A 14,568-nucleotide genomic window follows, 5' to 3' on the forward strand; every position below is an offset into this window, starting at 1 on the left:
AGGTTGGCCTCCTAATTTGAATGTTGGCAATTTTCAGGATTGGACGCCTGACGAGCAGGCGACCCATTTCTTACGCAAGACCTAGACGTTCGAAAATCATATCGACATTTTTCAAGTGATAGTTGTAATCGAAGCAATCCGCGATTTGTTCAGGTGTTAAGCGTGATGTGATTTTTTCTTCCGCTTCTACTAATGAACGGAAATGCACTTGCTTTTCCCAAGCTTCCATCGCCTTTGGCTGAACGGTGTCATATGCTTCTTCACGTGCCATGCCTGTATCGATTAACGCGAGAAGAACACGCTGTGAGTAAATCAAGCCAAGTGTGCGATCCATGTTGCGTTTCATGTTCTCAGGGAAGACCGTCAAGTTCTTCACGATGTTTGAGAAACGATTCAGCATATAGTTCAGTGCTATCGTTGCATCTGGTAAAATGATGCGCTCAGCAGATGAATGAGAAATATCACGCTCATGCCAAAGCGGTACATTTTCATAAGCTGTCAGCATATAACCACGGATGACTCGGGCAATCCCAGTCATATTTTCAGAGCCGATTGGGTTCCGTTTATGCGGCATAGCCGATGATCCTTTTTGTCCCTTTGCGAAGAACTCTTCTACTTCGCGTGTTTCACTCTTTTGAAGACCACGAATTTCAACAGCAAATTTCTCAATGCTTGTTGCAACTAAAGCAAGGGTTGCCATGTAATCTGCATGACGATCACGCTGCAAGGTTTGGGTAGAAATTGGTGCAGCTTTGATGCCAAGTTTCTCACATACATATTGCTCAACAAACGGGTCGATGTTCGCATATGTGCCAACAGCACCAGAGATTTTGCCGTATTCGATACCAGCTTTCGCTTGTTTAAAACGTTCTAAGTTACGCTTCATTTCTTCGTACCAAAGAGCAAGCTTCAGGCCAAATGTTGTCGGTTCAGCGTGTACACCATGTGTACGGCCCATCATGACGGTATATTTGTGCTCTTTTGCCTTTTCTTTTAGTATGTCAACAAATCTCTCAATGTCCTTGAGCAGGATATCGTTCGCCTGTTTTAATAGATATGAAAGCGCCGTATCCACTACGTCTGTAGAGGTTAACCCGTAATGAACCCACTTTCTTTCTTCTCCTAGAGATTCAGATACAGCACGCGTAAAGGCAACCACGTCGTGGCGCGTGTCTTGTTCAATCTCTAAAATACGTCCAATATCAAAGCTTGCATTCTTGCGCATTGTCACAACGTCTTCTTTTGGAATAATGCCAAGTTCTGCCCAAGCTTCACAAGCGAGAATTTCTACTTCAAGCCATGCATTAAATTTGTTTTCTTCTGTCCAGATTGCTGACATTTCTGGTCGTGCGTAACGTTCGATCATTTCCCGTTTCCTCCATCTCTTTCAGTCCATATCTTTGTGATGTTTGTCATCCATTCATCATCGAGCTTTTTCATAAACGTTATATGCCCCATTTTGCGGCCTGCTTTTACTTCATGCTTTCCATATAAATAAAGCTTTGCTTCCTTTAAAAGCTCAGGATGCTCTTTTGGAATGTCCACTTCATCGCCTAATAAGTTCACCATCATGCCCTCTGATAAAAGGGCTGTACCACCTAGGGGCAAACCACATATCGCCCGAACGTGCTGTTCAAACTGACTCGTCTCACATAAGTCGAGCGTATAATGACCTGAATTATGCGGGCGTGGTGCCAGTTCATTGACAAGTAGCTTTCCTTCGTTTGTCAGGAACAGTTCTACAGCAAGTGTACCGACTAATCCTAGCTTTTCAGCCAGTGTCGTTGCCAGTTCTTTTGCCTTCTCCTCAATGTGATCATCTACCCTTGCAGGCACAATGCTTTGGAATAAAATATTGTGCTTATGAATGTTCTCAGCGACTGGAAATACCGCAATTTCTCCATGAACAGACCGCGTGACGATGACCGATAGCTCCATTTGAAATGGGACCCAGCTTTCTAAAATACATGTTCCATGCGAGAGCAATGCGGCAGCTTCATGAAGCTGCTCTTTCTCTTTGATCACGTATTGTCCTTTTCCATCGTAACCACCCCTGCATGTTTTCAGCACGGCAGGCACCCCAAGCACGTCCGCTGCGTCTTCTAGCTCCTTTTCATCATGAATGATGCGGTAAGGCGCTACTTCACAGCCTGCGTCTACAATCCCTTTTTTCTCGGTTTCACGGTTTTGAGTTAACAGAAGGAGTTCGCTTCCTTGCGGTAAATACGCCTCTTCCTTCAACTGATTAAGTGCATCATAATCAATATTTTCGAACTCATATGTCACCACATCGCTGATTTCCGCTAGCTGCCTTATCGCTTCAAGGTCACTATATGCGGCTGTGATTTCTGTATCAGCAACCTGTCCACATGGAGATTGTGTGACTGGGTCTAGAACAGCTGCCCGGTACCCCATTTGCTTTGCGCTAACCGCCATGTATCTGCCAAGCTGTCCTCCGCCGATAATACCGATGGTTGCGTTTGGAAAAATGGTCTGCTTAGCCAAGCTGATCACTGCTTTCTAGTACAGTCTGTTTCGTTTGCTCTCTTCTCTCTTCAAGACGAGCTGCGATTGTTTCATCAAACGCTGAGATCATTTGTGCGGCTAGCAGGCCTGCATTTGTTGCACCGGCTTTACCAATAGCCACTGTGGCAACTGGTACACCACCTGGCATTTGAACGATGGATAATAACGAATCCAGCCCATTTAGTGCTTTTGATTGAACGGGCACACCAATGACCGGCAGTGTCGTTTTTGCTGCGACCATCCCCGGTAAATGTGCTGCGCCTCCAGCACCGGCAATAATGACCTTTAGTCCTTTACCTCTTGCTTCAGTCGCATATTCAAACATCAAATCAGGTGTCCGATGTGCGGATACAACCTGTTTTTCATACGGAATGTCTAATTCCTCTAAGATATCGCACGCATTTTTCATTGTTTCCCAATCAGATGTACTTCCCATGATGACACCTACAAGCGGCTTCATTTTGTTCCCACCTTTAAGCTGATATTCGATTTTGTATCGTTTGACACGCTCCCCAAACCTAAGTTAGCTTGTCAAACGCCGAACAAAAAGGCCCGATTTGCATTGCATTGTTAGGAAGCAACACAAACCGGGCCATGGTAAGCGCTGTTCGCTTTTTTAAAACGCCATGTCAGTTTTGTTCACTATCCTGCATAGTCCAGTCATTTACGGTAACTGGGTAGAAACTTATGGGCCATATTCCCAAGATTATATGAGGCTCGTGTTTTGATTTCATTTTTATCTTAACAACGGATGTTCATGATGTCAACGGATTTATCGAACAATCTATGAAGTCGTCGTTTTAATGTTCGTGTTTAGACTATTTTTCCTTCAAATACGATTTTTTTCCCAATCGGAATGATCTGAATCGACCCATTTTCCTTCTTTTCCTGAAAGATCGGCTCCTCCATTCGACGGACAGGCGAATAGCCTTCCTCTGCCATCTGGGACAACACTTGGTCGATCGTCATGTTGTCTTCCACATAGAATTTCTTCTTCTTTGGTTTTGCAGTCATTCTTTAATTCTCCTTTTCTTCACAGCCTTCACCCAGAAGCCGCCGTGAATCGATTTGGGCTCATATGAGATGATAAACGCCTTTGAATCAAGCGTTTTAATCGTTTCATATAATTGCAGTTCATATTTTCTCGGTGTTAAAATTTGCATTGCTGACCGGTCTCCTTCAAGACCGCCTGCTGCCCAGGTGGTGACACCATATCCTTTTTCCCTCAGTTGTCTTGGGAGATCAAGATCCAATTCTTTTGTAATCACGTTCACAGTAATGTAGCCAAGTGCCAGCTTCTCTTCAATTTTCATCCCGACAATGATCCCAATCCCATAACCTAGTGCATACGCAAGAACATTTTGTACCTGGTCTAAGTTATCTAGCACAATGCTTAACCCAATCACATAAATGAGCATTTCGACCGTACCAGCAAAAGCTGCTGCGTACCGCCTACCTTTCATTGTTAAAATCAATCGCATGGTGGAGAAAGAGACATAGACAATATTAATGACTAAAATGATTAAAACCATGGTGAACGCATTGGATAAAAGTTGTTGAAGCACGATTCGAACCCCCTGCACTAAAAATCAAATAAAGCACCCCATATTCTACTAGAGAACAAACCTTGATACAATCAAATTTGCGCGAGAAAAACACATATATCTTTCGACAACAAGGGTGGTCTTTGTTACCAAGAGTTTACCCGTTTTTTTCTCTTCTCAACATGAAAACCTCCTTTTTCTAAAAAGGAGGTTTTCAACGATATTTATCCAAACCGGACAGGAACAAGTGATGGAATCAAATACTCTCCAACAATGCTCCAGAGCAGTGCAATAATGACCAGCTCAACCAATAAAAATACCCAGCCAGCATACATCAAATCTCCGCGCATGGCTTCATGCTCTGATTGAATGGAACGAAAGAGCACAACTGCAATTAACTGGAGACCGAAAAACATCATCACGGATAACATAACAGTCACGTATGGAATATTCAGCATGGCAAATACAAGCCAAAGGATGGATAAAACCAAAACCGGGACAAGCGCGGCACCAAACTTCATGATCACTTCTTTCAGCGATATGTTCCCTTTTAGCATGTACTTTCCAAGTACCCAAATCGTGAGCATCATCAATGTCAACAGAATGAGTGTAAAGACTGCTACCTTCAAAAAGGCGTCACCAAAAGAATAATGAATGCCAAAACCTAATAAACGGGTCTTAGACGCCTTTAATTGAACATAGTTCCCTAAAGCAAAAAACACGCTGAATAACACAATGGAAATCCAGGCGTACTTCATGCGTAATGTTTCCGCTTGATTTATGGCACGACTAGGTGATTTTAACATCGCAAGTCCATATGAGCCATAGCGCTTAAAAGCACCACCTACGCCTCTCAATATGCGCTGAAGGGCTGAACGCTCATCATCAGCCGCCTTTGAAGTTCTTCCTCGTTTTGCAGTGCTGCGGCTAAGACGGGATTGCCTTGTTTCTTGATCTATTGTTGGCTCGTCATTTTTCATTTCAGATGTGACCTGCTCTTGATCTTTCTCTAACATCTCATATCAACTCCTATCCAATCCTTACAGGCTCAGGTGAATGACCTGTTCGGATGACTCCTATTAAAGTAGCGGAGTCTCTCTATTCAGTCAAGATTCCTTGACCGTCATACGAATAGACGGATAAAAGACCGCAGAGGTTTTAACACGGTGAGAAAATAAGACAAAACAAAAAAAGCTGATGGCTGCATCAGCTTTCATCATCTTATATGAGCTCGTCATGAACGATAGTGACTCCGCTTTGCTTTCTGAACCCGGAGATTCTCCTGATGAGCAGGGAAACGGGTCTTTTCTGTCGTATCGACTTGTGTAATATGTCCATTATGAATGGTGATCACCACTGATCCATACTCAATCCCTTTTAAGGCAGATAAAATAAAATTCAGTTTTTGTTCATCCATCGCTCATCCCCCATCCCACTATTTTTGCTTTCGCTCTTTTACATAGAGAACCTCATTTTCCAGCTCATGAATCGTATAATGCATGAGCGCTTCCTGTTTTTCTTCATGCCCCGATAAAAGGAGCTTCTCAATCAATACCTGCTTTTTCCGCTCAATCACCTGCCTAAGCCAGCGTGACAAGACATCCCCTCCCCTTTTTCATGAATACAAGAAAAAAAGGCACTCTGAAACCTTCTATTGAAAAAAGGAAATCAAAGCGCCTTTGGTGATCCAATCAGCGAATTATGTCTTTTTATCATAAACACATAATTCCTATAAGTCAACTATGTTTTGATTTTTTTAACAAAAAAACAGCAGCTTCCATGAGCTGCTGTTTCAGATGTTCAATTAATGATTTAAGAAAACAAAATATAGTATAAAGATGACAAACAATCCGTACATAATTGGATGCACTTCTTTCGCTTTCCCTTTAAAGATCATCGTAATCGGGTAGAAAATAAAGCCAACCGCAATCCCTGTTGCAATACTGTATGTCAGTGGCATCATAATCATCGTTAAGAAAGCTGGTACAGCAATTTCAAAACGATCCCATGCAATCTTCGCCAGCGGAGCGACCATTAGTGCACCGACAATGATTAAAGCAGGTGCTGTCACATTCTTTGTAACGATGGATAAAAGTGGTGAGAAGAACATCGCAAGCAAGAAGAAAATGCCTGTGACGACCGCTGCAAAACCAGAACGAGCACCAGCTGCAACACCTGAGCTAGATTCAACATAAGACGTCGTTGTTGATGTTCCAAGAACAGAACCGACAACGATAGAAGAAGAATCCGCTAGCAGGGCTCTTCCTGCACGTGGCAGCTCATTATTTTTCATTAAACCAGCTTGTGTTGCTACAGCCACAAGTGTACCTGCTGTATCAAAGAAACCAACGAATAGGAACGTTAAAATGACGACAAGCATTTGGATCGAGAAAATCTCTGGCAAGTGAATCAACGCTTGACCAAAGGTTGGAGACAGACTTGGAATACTTCCTACAATTTGAGATGGTACTGGCACAAGACCAAAGATCATCCCTGCAATGGCTGTCACAAGCATCCCAATGAAGACACCTGCATTCACGCGAAGAACCATTAAAATGACGGTCACCACAATACCAAACACAGTTAACAGCACAGGGCCACTATGAATGTTCCCGATAGAAACGAGCGTATTGTCATTATTGGCGATAATGCCAGAGCCTTGCAGACCGACAAACGTAATGAACAAACCAATACCAGCACCAACCGCCAGCTTCAGCTCAGCCGGAATGGCATTGATGATTTTTTCACGGAAACCTGTTAAAGAAAGTGCAACGAAAATCAATCCTGAAACAAAAACACCTGAAAGTGCTGCCTGCCATGAGATTCCCATGCCAAGAACAACCGAGAAGGCGAAGAACGCATTCAGACCCATACCTGGTGCAATCGCAATCGGATACCTGGCGATCAATCCCATCAGGAAACACCCTGCCGCAGAGGCTAACGCTGTAGCTGTAAAGACAGCCCCCTGATCAATTCGTAATTTATCTGGAAAATCCGGTACTGCCACTAAAGCAAGTGTGATCGGATTGACAAACAAAATATAAGCCATCGACAAAAATGTCGTTAAACCGCCGATGATCTCTCTGCGATAATTCGTTCCTAATTCATCAAACTGAAAATACTGTTTCAAAGCCAACTGACTCCCTTCATGTCCTTTTGCTTTAGTCTGCCCCATTCACAAGTCAAATAAAAAACGCCCCAACAGTTTGGGACGCTTGACTACAATTGTGAATTCAGACTGTGACATCAAACAAGAACAATGCATGATTTATATCAAACGAGTGTGAATTGACGTAGTCAAGCCATTTACGGTAGCTCGGTAGAAACTTGCGGGCCATATCCCCGCGATTATACGACTTCTATCTATTTGATTTCTGTGTCTATTGTACCAACTTCATTTTTAAAACACAATACGAAAAGCGAACATTTTTCAAAAAAATGTCCGCTTCATTCGTCTTATTACACGAATTTGGAAAATCACATCTAGTTCTTTATACACCCATCACTGAATTCTTGTAAAAACCGTTTCAGCTACATCAAAAAATGCCTTCACAGCAGGAGAAGCTTGCGTGAGCGATGGACAGGCAAGCGCCACCTCACGATGATGCGATACATTCAGATGACTGATCTTCACAAGTTGCTGCGTTTTCAGGAATAACTCAGGACCTATCGTCACACCAAGTCCTTCCCCAACCATGCGGGCAATGGTCGTACAATCATGCACTTCAAATAAAATAGACGGCTTGATTTGCGCCTCTGAAAAAATATCCTCTACATGTGATTGATACATGCCAGTTGGCATAATAAATGGTTCATCTGCTAATTCTTCCATGTCTACAATTGGCTGCTGCTTAAAACGATGATTTTCGTGATAGGCGACCACCATTTTATCTTTCATAAGTGGCAATAGATCAAACGCTTCATCTGCTTTACCTTTTACAACAAAACCAACATCAATAATGCCAGAATCGAGCCACTCCAATATTTCTTCATATGTCCCCTCATAGAATTTAAATTCAATCTTTGGATGCTTTTTCTGATAGCTCACAAGCAGCTTTGGCAATAAACAAGCGGATGCACTGGCAAATGTTCCAATTCGAATCAAGCCAGATTCAATATTCTTTGTGAGCGCAATTTCCTGCTGAATTTTCTCTACTCTATTTAGCACTTCTCTTATATGCGGAAGAAGGGTTTCGCCGATGTCTGTCAGCGTAATGCCCTTTTTTCGGTCACGCACGAATAAAGACACGCCCCACTCCGTCTCTAAACTTGCCACCGCATGACTCACGGCAGACTGTGTCATATTTAATGCTTCAGCTGCTGCTGTAAAACTGCCAAGCTCGACCACCTTAGCCATCGTCTCGAATCGAACAAAGCTCATGAGTATTCGCTCATCCCTTTCATGAAAAACATCAATTTTACTTATGTTAGCACGGAATTTAAACTAAAGACAACGTATCAACATGAAGGAAGGGTTCAAAATGAAAAACACATCTCATCAGCTATTGATTGTTCTTTTAGCTGTCGGTTCATTTGTCACAGGCACGTCAGAATTCGTCGTGTCAGGCATACTGGACATTATTTCTGACGATCTGCACATCTCAATCCCTGTTGCGGGTCAGCTCATCACCATCTATTCTCTTTTTTATGCCGTGGGTGCCCTCTTTTTAGTCATGGCCACATCGAAATTGAATCGAAAAAAGGTTCTTTTATCGGCTATTTCCATGTTTATAGCAGGTAATGTGCTTGCCTTTTTTAGCCATCACTTTATGCTGCTCATGCTTTCGCGGGTCATCATGGCCATGAGTGGCGGCTTATATATTGTGCTTGCAACGAATTATGCGGCGCAGATCGCACCGCCAGAAAAAAAGGGAAGTGCGATGGCAACGGTGATCACTGGGTTTACAGTTTCACTAGTACTCGGTGTACCGATTGGAACATTTTTAGCAGGATATGTAGATTGGCATGCCATTTTTCTCATCATTGCAATAGGAACCGCTTGTCTCTTGTTTCTTCTATATCGATTATTACCGCCTATGGAGGGACATTCCCATGTGCCATTCAAACAGCAAATTCAAATTCTTCAAGACCGTAGGGTGTTAAGTGGCTTAGCCACGACAGCGTTTTGGATTTTAGGCTACACGATGGTATTCGCTTATATCTCTCCATTATTACGACAGACTGCCGGTTTTTCTCTTGAAATGACAAGTATCGCATTACTCGTTTTAGGGGTTTCTGCTTTTATTGGCTCACGCTTTGGTGGATACGCTGTCGATCAATGGGGACCAAACCGAACCATCTCCATCAGCATCACGGTTCAGATGCTCATGCTCTTTGCGTTATCTTTTACACAATTTTCTGTAGTTGGCGTCTTCATCACGCTCGCCATTTGGGGCACCGCAACATGGACAACAACACCAGCGAAGCAATTTTATCTCATCTCCCTAAAACCGGAAACATCGGAAACCGTGCTGAGTTTTAATACAGCGATTATGAATATCGGCATGATGTTCGGCTCGTCAATGGGTGGTCTGATTATTCAATATACAAATGTAACGAATTTAAGTTGGATAGGCGGGTTAGCCAGTTTTGTTGCGTTGATGTTGATTCGGTACTCGTTCAATCGCAATCGGCGGATGCATCAACAGATAAAAAGCGAACATGTGTAATCATGTTCGCTTTCTTATTTATCGATTAGCTTTTGATGTTTCTTTTTTGACTGGAATGGTTACCGTTATCGCCTTCTGTGGTGCCAACATATTCAGTTCTGATAAATCAAGATAAAGCCCATATTCTTTAAATGAAAAATGGTTTAATGATAAAGTATCTAACTCCTTATCATCAAATTCAAAGGTGGATTGCATGGAAGCTGTCTTTAAATTCGTTATCTTCGCATGGTTCCCTTTCAAGTAATATCCGCTTTCATAGTCTGCTTGCGGATCGGGCCATGATTTCATCTTTTCAACATCGCCTAATCCAATGAATTCACCTATATTCTCCATCACATCCTGATCCAATTCTTTTTGAACTATTCCAGTAAATTGATAATCAACAATCACAGAACGGTCTTTTTGCTCTATCTTATTGATTTTGATTCCGATGCCATGGTGTTTTGTTTTGAACTGAACAGGCAGCTTTGTCTGAAGAGGAATGATTTTGCTTTCTTCCCGTTCGATATTCACATATGTGTCAAATGTCAATTCAGCCGCCTTTGGATTGATCGGCTGATTCAAAATCGTTAAATGATCTTTTCTAGTTTTGTCAGAAGACATTTGTTTTTTTCTTAAAACGGTTCCAATCTCAAGCTGATACTCATTCCCTAAATTATCCTTCATTCCATCAATACTGACTCTATCATCTTTGGCAAAACCATTGTAATCAATGGCATATTGAATAGCAGAGCCATTCACTCCATTTTCTACCTTTACATTTCTTATTTGATAACGTCCATTTAAAATAGACACGTCTTTTTGTCCCACTAATAAGGTGGTTTTTTGCTTGACAACAGGTAATTTGAAGCGCCAATTCCCTACAATATCCCCAATCTTCGAAATAACAAGCGGTACTTGCTGACCTTGTTTGATCGTTTGTCCATTTGTATAGACTTCCGTCTGCCCAACATAGCGGCCATCTTTCATTTTTTTCAATCCCTGATTGTCGTAACTCGGTTGGAAAGTGTCATTTATATGATCGAAGTTGTTGACTATGAATGGTACAGAATCTTCCTTTGTATTCAAATTCTCCACAGTAAACGTATAAACAAGCCGCCCTGCATCATAATACACACTGTTCACTTTCACAGTAACCCCTCTTGATTCAGCCCCCTCATTGACATGCTTCACCAAATCACTCTGAAAAAGAGACATTCCTACTTTATCGTGAAACATCATATAAAACTGTCCAATAATCGGTACACGTGCCATTGCTGTATTAAGCGAAGGAAAAAGGAAACCTGATGAAAAGTAAAGGACAACAAGGGCGATGACTGAATATATTGGCGTTCTCCAATTCCATTTGAACCAATGTCTTTTCTGTTCAGCTTTTACCTCTCCTATTGCTTGGCGAATCGCAGAGGACACTTCAACTGTTGGTACATCAATCTCATCATAGAGCTTTTTCATTTCTTTTCGTTCCATCGACACTCTCCTCCTTCTCCAACGTTTGCTTTAATAACTTTCTTGCTCGATACAAATGAGTTTTGACCGTTCCTTCGGGCACACCCATCTGTTCAGAAATCATTGAAATCGAATAATCTTGAAAATAAAATAGCTGAATCACGAGCTGATATTGCTCATCTAACACATCTAGTGCGTTTTTTAAATCGAGCTTGTCTTCCAAAAAATCATGACGCTCAACGCTCTCATGATGCTGTTCAAACGGAACAATGTCTTGCTGCTTTTTCTTCATCGCAAAAATCGTATGAATCAAAATCCGCGTCAGCCAGGTAGAAAAATAAGCTGGTTCTTTTAAGCCGGATAGATGCTTAAATGCTTTAATGACCGTCTCTTGAACGGCATCTAACGAATCCTCTTTATTTCTTGTGTAGAGAAAAGCCGTTTTATATAAACGCTCTTGATACATCAGCATTAATTTCTCAAATGCCGGGACATTCCCTTTTTGTGCTTTTTTAATTAGACGCACTTGCTTCATCTCATTCACACCTCCTACACCTGTTAGAGCAAGCTTTCTCTCAAACGGTTTCAACAAACGAAAATTTCTTTTCCTTACCATATGTCGGACGAAAATAGAAAAAGTGAAGAACGGTCCACAAAGATCATGTTGAATATTTGATATAATGGTAGAAATATCTACAAAAATGAGTATGTCAATTGTTTCTATTTGAAGAACCCGTGTGTGCTAGCTGTCAGAAAAAGATAGAAGGTAACGAAGAAGTGTACGTCAAGCTGGTCTCTCCAAAGAGACGAGGGATGACGGGGGTGAAGGCTTGGCTGAGGAATGAAGGGGTTTTTTATTGTAAGATATCGCATGGAGGATAACCAAATGAACAAAATTACCTTTCCACAATCATTTCCAACGATACATACTGAAAGATTGATCTTAAAACAAACAACGATCGAAGACGCTGAGGATATGCACATCTATTTATCCAATGAAACCGTGTGCCGCTACATGGGAATGGATGCTCATGATTCCATTGAAGACACAAAAGGAGAAATCAAGTGGTATGACGATATCTTCAAAGAACAAACAGGTATCCGGTGGGGCATTTCTTTAAAAGACAACCCTGCCATCATCGGCAGCTGCGGCTTTCTCAATCTAGAAAAACAGCACCGCCGTACGGAAATTGGTTATGAATTACACCACGATCATTGGAGAAAAGGCATCATGAAGGAAGCGATTGCTGCGGTGTTACGATATGGGTTTCAGGAAATGAACCTGAATCGGATTGAAGCGATTATTGATCCAGCAAATACATCCTCTGTTCAATTGTTGGAGAACTTTGATTTTGTACGAGAGGGATTATTGAGAGAGTATGATCTTGGTCAAAATGGGTTTGATGATGTGTTTATGTATTCGATTTTAAAGAGAGATTACGAATAAAACCCCAATGGACAGAGGAGAAACAAATGAAAACGGATATTCATTTCATCAAAAAGCCGCAAGCAGAATATGTTTCTTTTCACATTTATGAGCTAAATCCTACTATTGAAAAGCTAGTTCAACAAGTAGAGCAATCAGCACCCTATTTCCTAGCGCAAGAGCCCACGAAAGAAAGAGTGAAGAAGGTCTATTATCACGAGGTTTTATATATAGAAAGCGTCGATAAAAGATCGTTCTTGTATACGTCAGATGGGGTATTCCTCATAAAGGAAAAGTTATTTGAACTTGAAGAGTTGCTTGAAGCGCATGATTATGTCAGGATTTCGAAATCGATGATTCTGAATATTGATCAGATCGCCGCTATTTCTCCTAAAACGAGTGGCCGTTTTGAAGCAAGCCTTATGAATGAAGAAAAGGTGATGATTTCACGCTTTTATATTCAAAAATTAAAAGAGAAGCTTGGATTACGGAGGAAGTGAACAGGATGAGACGTTACATCATAAACCTTTTGATCACATTTTGTATAATCTTTACGACCCTCGTATTGATTTACTGTTTCACGTTTGGATCGATGCCCATCTACATTGTACAAGCGATCATTGCCAGTTCCTTTATTTCAAGTGCACTTACCTTTTTGTTGTACCCCAAACAAACGTACAGCCATAAACGGATTCTTTTTCAACAGATTATATATATCATCCTTGTGATGTGTATGATTATGACAACCATCATCATCGTCAGCGGTGAAATCAGTCTCCTTTCGTTCATCGTGAATTTCCTTGTGGTTATTGTATTATTCTTTTTGATCAAGTACCTCTTGTATAAAAAAGATCAGGCAACCGCTGCGGAAATCAATGAGCTTTTACAGCAGCGAAAAAAACGAACAACATCTTAATATGCATCTTAGGGCTAAAAATTGACATGTTAGGAAGATTTGATTGAGGCTTCTGTTTGATTCCACTACTCTGAGATTAGAGGAGGAATCAAAACATGAAACCAATCACAATCATTCGAAAATCTGTGCTTCTACTGCTGTTTTCTTTAATCATTCCAACAAGTGCAGGTGTTTATATATCCATCAAAGAAGTGACCGATCCAATGAACATCTATATCATCAATGGCAGTGCCATGCTGGCTGGGTGTCTTTTACTTCTATTCATTATTCAAAAAAGCCGTTTTCACTTGAAAGAAATAGGTTTTCGAAAAGGGTCTCTTGGTATGTGGGTCATTCCCATCCTTTTCATTGAGGCCATCCCGTTTATTGCTGGATTAAACACGGATTTATCCCTTTCTTCCTTTACGGCGCTTTGCTTCTTCATGGTCTGTGTCGGTATTTTTGAAGAAGGTATTTTTCGCGGCATTCTGTTTCAATATTTAAAACGAATCAACCTGAACACCGCCATTTGGGGCTCCGCCATACTATTCGGTCTCGGTCATTCTGCTAATCTATTAAGCGGAAAAAGCATCACCTTAACAGTGGCACAAATCCTATTCGCTTTTTTATTTGGATTTGTTGCAGCGCAAATCGTGGCGCTCACTGGCAGCCTGCAATGGGTGATTATATGGCATGTGGTGCATAATATCGTGGATCAAATGACAAATGGGCAAACGCCTATGGCAATGCAAATGCTTTTACTTTCGGTTCAATGTGTCATCTTGCTTGTTCTTGCTATGGTGTTGTGGAGAAAATTAAGGATAAAAAATTGAATGTTTAATAATGGTAGATGAGTAGAGTAGGGGGAAAGAAATGAAGGAGTACACTTCGATAAAAGAATGGTTTAAAAAGTACTATGATTTATAAGTTTCAGGCTATTATTATTTGACTATCTAAAAAACCAACTCCTTTTATATAAAGGAATTGGTTTTTAAAATACTTATATAATTTACGCCACTCAATTGTAGCAGGAAGCTTGAAGTAATGTCACCACTATGCGAT

General features: G+C 41.3%; 17 protein-coding genes and 2 riboswitches. Of the genes, 5 read left to right on the forward strand and 12 right to left on the reverse strand.

What is annotated here, in order from left to right; all coding sequences use genetic code 11:
- Positions 1-70 precede the first annotated feature (70 nt).
- The 10 genes from purB to C6W18_RS15825 all read right to left on the reverse strand — a co-directional run bounded on the left by purB (position 71) and on the right by C6W18_RS15825 (position 8,451).
- Positions 71-1,366 (reverse strand): adenylosuccinate lyase, encoded by a 1,296-nt coding sequence (gene purB / locus C6W18_RS15785; protein WP_105928190.1) that lies wholly within the window; start codon positions 1,364-1,366, stop codon positions 71-73.
- The gene (gene purK / locus C6W18_RS15790) at positions 1,363-2,505 is read right to left on the reverse strand and encodes a 5-(carboxyamino)imidazole ribonucleotide synthase (RefSeq protein WP_105928191.1); all 1,143 of its coding nucleotides are present in this window, start codon (positions 2,503-2,505) and stop codon (positions 1,363-1,365) included. Before purK ends, purB begins: the two co-directional genes overlap by 4 nt.
- A complete protein-coding gene (gene purE, locus C6W18_RS15795; protein WP_050945777.1) occupies positions 2,498-2,986 on the reverse strand; it encodes a 5-(carboxyamino)imidazole ribonucleotide mutase in 489 nt (162 codons plus the stop codon). The genes purK and purE overlap by 8 nt, the downstream gene beginning before the upstream one ends.
- Positions 2,987-3,158: 172 nt before the next feature.
- Positions 3,159-3,260, reverse strand: a riboswitch (purine riboswitch).
- 79 nt (positions 3,261-3,339) lie between these two features.
- Positions 3,340-3,540, reverse strand: a complete 201-nt coding sequence (locus C6W18_RS15800; RefSeq protein WP_099727399.1) for an NETI motif-containing protein — start codon at positions 3,538-3,540, stop codon at positions 3,340-3,342.
- Positions 3,537-4,091, reverse strand: a complete 555-nt coding sequence (locus C6W18_RS15805) for a DUF2179 domain-containing protein (protein ID WP_034320274.1) — start codon at positions 4,089-4,091, stop codon at positions 3,537-3,539. Before C6W18_RS15805 ends, C6W18_RS15800 begins: the two co-directional genes overlap by 4 nt.
- A 203-nt stretch (positions 4,092-4,294) precedes the next feature.
- On the reverse strand, positions 4,295-5,086 hold the full coding sequence (locus C6W18_RS15810) for a hypothetical protein (protein ID WP_105928192.1): 792 nt from the start codon (positions 5,084-5,086) through the stop codon (positions 4,295-4,297).
- Between the two features lie 218 nt (positions 5,087-5,304).
- Positions 5,305-5,487, reverse strand: coding sequence for a YezD family protein (locus C6W18_RS15815; protein WP_105928193.1), 183 nt, complete (start codon positions 5,485-5,487; stop codon positions 5,305-5,307).
- Positions 5,488-5,505: 18 nt separating this feature from the next.
- The gene (locus tag C6W18_RS19870; RefSeq protein ID WP_142392819.1) at positions 5,506-5,667 is read right to left on the reverse strand and encodes a Fur-regulated basic protein FbpA; all 162 of its coding nucleotides are present in this window, start codon (positions 5,665-5,667) and stop codon (positions 5,506-5,508) included.
- 207 nt (positions 5,668-5,874) lie between these two features.
- Positions 5,875-7,200, reverse strand: a complete 1,326-nt coding sequence (locus tag C6W18_RS15820; protein ID WP_105928223.1) for an NCS2 family permease — start codon at positions 7,198-7,200, stop codon at positions 5,875-5,877.
- Positions 7,201-7,344: 144 nt separating this feature from the next.
- Positions 7,345-7,446, reverse strand: a riboswitch (purine riboswitch).
- A gap of 126 nt (positions 7,447-7,572) precedes the next feature.
- Positions 7,573-8,451, reverse strand: a complete 879-nt coding sequence (locus C6W18_RS15825) for a LysR family transcriptional regulator (protein ID WP_034320281.1) — start codon at positions 8,449-8,451, stop codon at positions 7,573-7,575.
- Between the two features lie 100 nt (positions 8,452-8,551).
- On the opposite strand from C6W18_RS15825, the gene C6W18_RS15830 reads away from it, so the two are divergent.
- Positions 8,552-9,739 (forward strand): MFS transporter, encoded by a 1,188-nt coding sequence (locus tag C6W18_RS15830; protein ID WP_105928194.1) that lies wholly within the window; start codon positions 8,552-8,554, stop codon positions 9,737-9,739.
- Between the two features lie 18 nt (positions 9,740-9,757).
- Here the strand turns inward: C6W18_RS15830 and C6W18_RS15835 are convergent, their stop codons facing one another.
- Both C6W18_RS15835 and C6W18_RS15840 read right to left on the reverse strand, forming a co-directional pair.
- The gene (locus C6W18_RS15835; RefSeq protein ID WP_105928195.1) at positions 9,758-11,206 is read right to left on the reverse strand and encodes a DUF4179 domain-containing protein; all 1,449 of its coding nucleotides are present in this window, start codon (positions 11,204-11,206) and stop codon (positions 9,758-9,760) included.
- Positions 11,175-11,720 (reverse strand): sigma-70 family RNA polymerase sigma factor, encoded by a 546-nt coding sequence (locus C6W18_RS15840; RefSeq protein ID WP_105928196.1) that lies wholly within the window; start codon positions 11,718-11,720, stop codon positions 11,175-11,177. Before C6W18_RS15840 ends, C6W18_RS15835 begins: the two co-directional genes overlap by 32 nt.
- A 351-nt stretch (positions 11,721-12,071) precedes the next feature.
- Here C6W18_RS15840 and C6W18_RS15850 point away from each other — a divergent pair, with 351 nt between their 5' ends.
- The 4 genes from C6W18_RS15850 (at position 12,072) to C6W18_RS15865 (ending at position 14,339) form a co-directional block, all read left to right on the forward strand.
- On the forward strand, positions 12,072-12,632 hold the full coding sequence (locus C6W18_RS15850; RefSeq protein WP_105928197.1) for a GNAT family N-acetyltransferase: 561 nt from the start codon (positions 12,072-12,074) through the stop codon (positions 12,630-12,632).
- 26 nt (positions 12,633-12,658) lie between these two features.
- Positions 12,659-13,111, forward strand: a complete 453-nt coding sequence (locus C6W18_RS15855) for a LytTR family DNA-binding domain-containing protein (protein ID WP_034320294.1) — start codon at positions 12,659-12,661, stop codon at positions 13,109-13,111.
- A 5-nt stretch (positions 13,112-13,116) separates the two neighbouring features.
- The gene (locus tag C6W18_RS15860) at positions 13,117-13,527 is read left to right on the forward strand and encodes a hypothetical protein (RefSeq protein ID WP_105928198.1); all 411 of its coding nucleotides are present in this window, start codon (positions 13,117-13,119) and stop codon (positions 13,525-13,527) included.
- Positions 13,528-13,622: 95 nt separating this feature from the next.
- A complete protein-coding gene (locus C6W18_RS15865; protein ID WP_105928199.1) occupies positions 13,623-14,339 on the forward strand; it encodes a CPBP family intramembrane glutamic endopeptidase in 717 nt (238 codons plus the stop codon).
- The last annotated feature ends 229 nt before the right edge of the window (positions 14,340-14,568 follow it).

The sequence above is a fragment of the Bacillus sp. LLTC93 genome, assembly GCF_002993125.1.
GTDB classification, from domain to species: domain Bacteria; phylum Bacillota; class Bacilli; order Bacillales; family Bacillaceae; genus Bacillus; species Bacillus zhangzhouensis.

What these genes read in the sequence shown, in the direction of transcription:
- C6W18_RS15830 (WP_105928194.1), top strand. Translation starts at nt 8,552, where the DNA reads ATGAAAAACACATCTCATCAGCTATTGATTGTTCTTTTAGCTGTCGGT.
- C6W18_RS15860 (WP_105928198.1), top strand. Translation starts at nt 13,117, where the DNA reads ATGAGACGTTACATCATAAACCTTTTGATCACATTTTGTATAATCTTT.
- C6W18_RS15840 (WP_105928196.1), bottom strand. Translation starts at nt 11,720, where the DNA reads ATGAAGCAAGTGCGTCTAATTAAAAAAGCACAAAAAGGGAATGTCCCG.
- C6W18_RS15865 (WP_105928199.1), top strand. Translation starts at nt 13,623, where the DNA reads ATGAAACCAATCACAATCATTCGAAAATCTGTGCTTCTACTGCTGTTT.
- C6W18_RS15835 (WP_105928195.1), bottom strand. Translation starts at nt 11,206, where the DNA reads ATGGAACGAAAAGAAATGAAAAAGCTCTATGATGAGATTGATGTACCA.
- C6W18_RS15810 (WP_105928192.1), bottom strand. Translation starts at nt 5,086, where the DNA reads ATGTTAGAGAAAGATCAAGAGCAGGTCACATCTGAAATGAAAAATGAC.
- purE (WP_050945777.1), bottom strand. Translation starts at nt 2,986, where the DNA reads ATGAAGCCGCTTGTAGGTGTCATCATGGGAAGTACATCTGATTGGGAA.
- C6W18_RS15850 (WP_105928197.1), top strand. Translation starts at nt 12,072, where the DNA reads ATGAACAAAATTACCTTTCCACAATCATTTCCAACGATACATACTGAA.
- C6W18_RS15855 (WP_034320294.1), top strand. Translation starts at nt 12,659, where the DNA reads ATGAAAACGGATATTCATTTCATCAAAAAGCCGCAAGCAGAATATGTT.
- C6W18_RS15815 (WP_105928193.1), bottom strand. Translation starts at nt 5,487, where the DNA reads ATGGATGAACAAAAACTGAATTTTATTTTATCTGCCTTAAAAGGGATT.
- C6W18_RS15825 (WP_034320281.1), bottom strand. Translation starts at nt 8,451, where the DNA reads ATGAGCTTTGTTCGATTCGAGACGATGGCTAAGGTGGTCGAGCTTGGC.
- C6W18_RS15800 (WP_099727399.1), bottom strand. Translation starts at nt 3,540, where the DNA reads ATGACTGCAAAACCAAAGAAGAAGAAATTCTATGTGGAAGACAACATG.
- purB (WP_105928190.1), bottom strand. Translation starts at nt 1,366, where the DNA reads ATGATCGAACGTTACGCACGACCAGAAATGTCAGCAATCTGGACAGAA.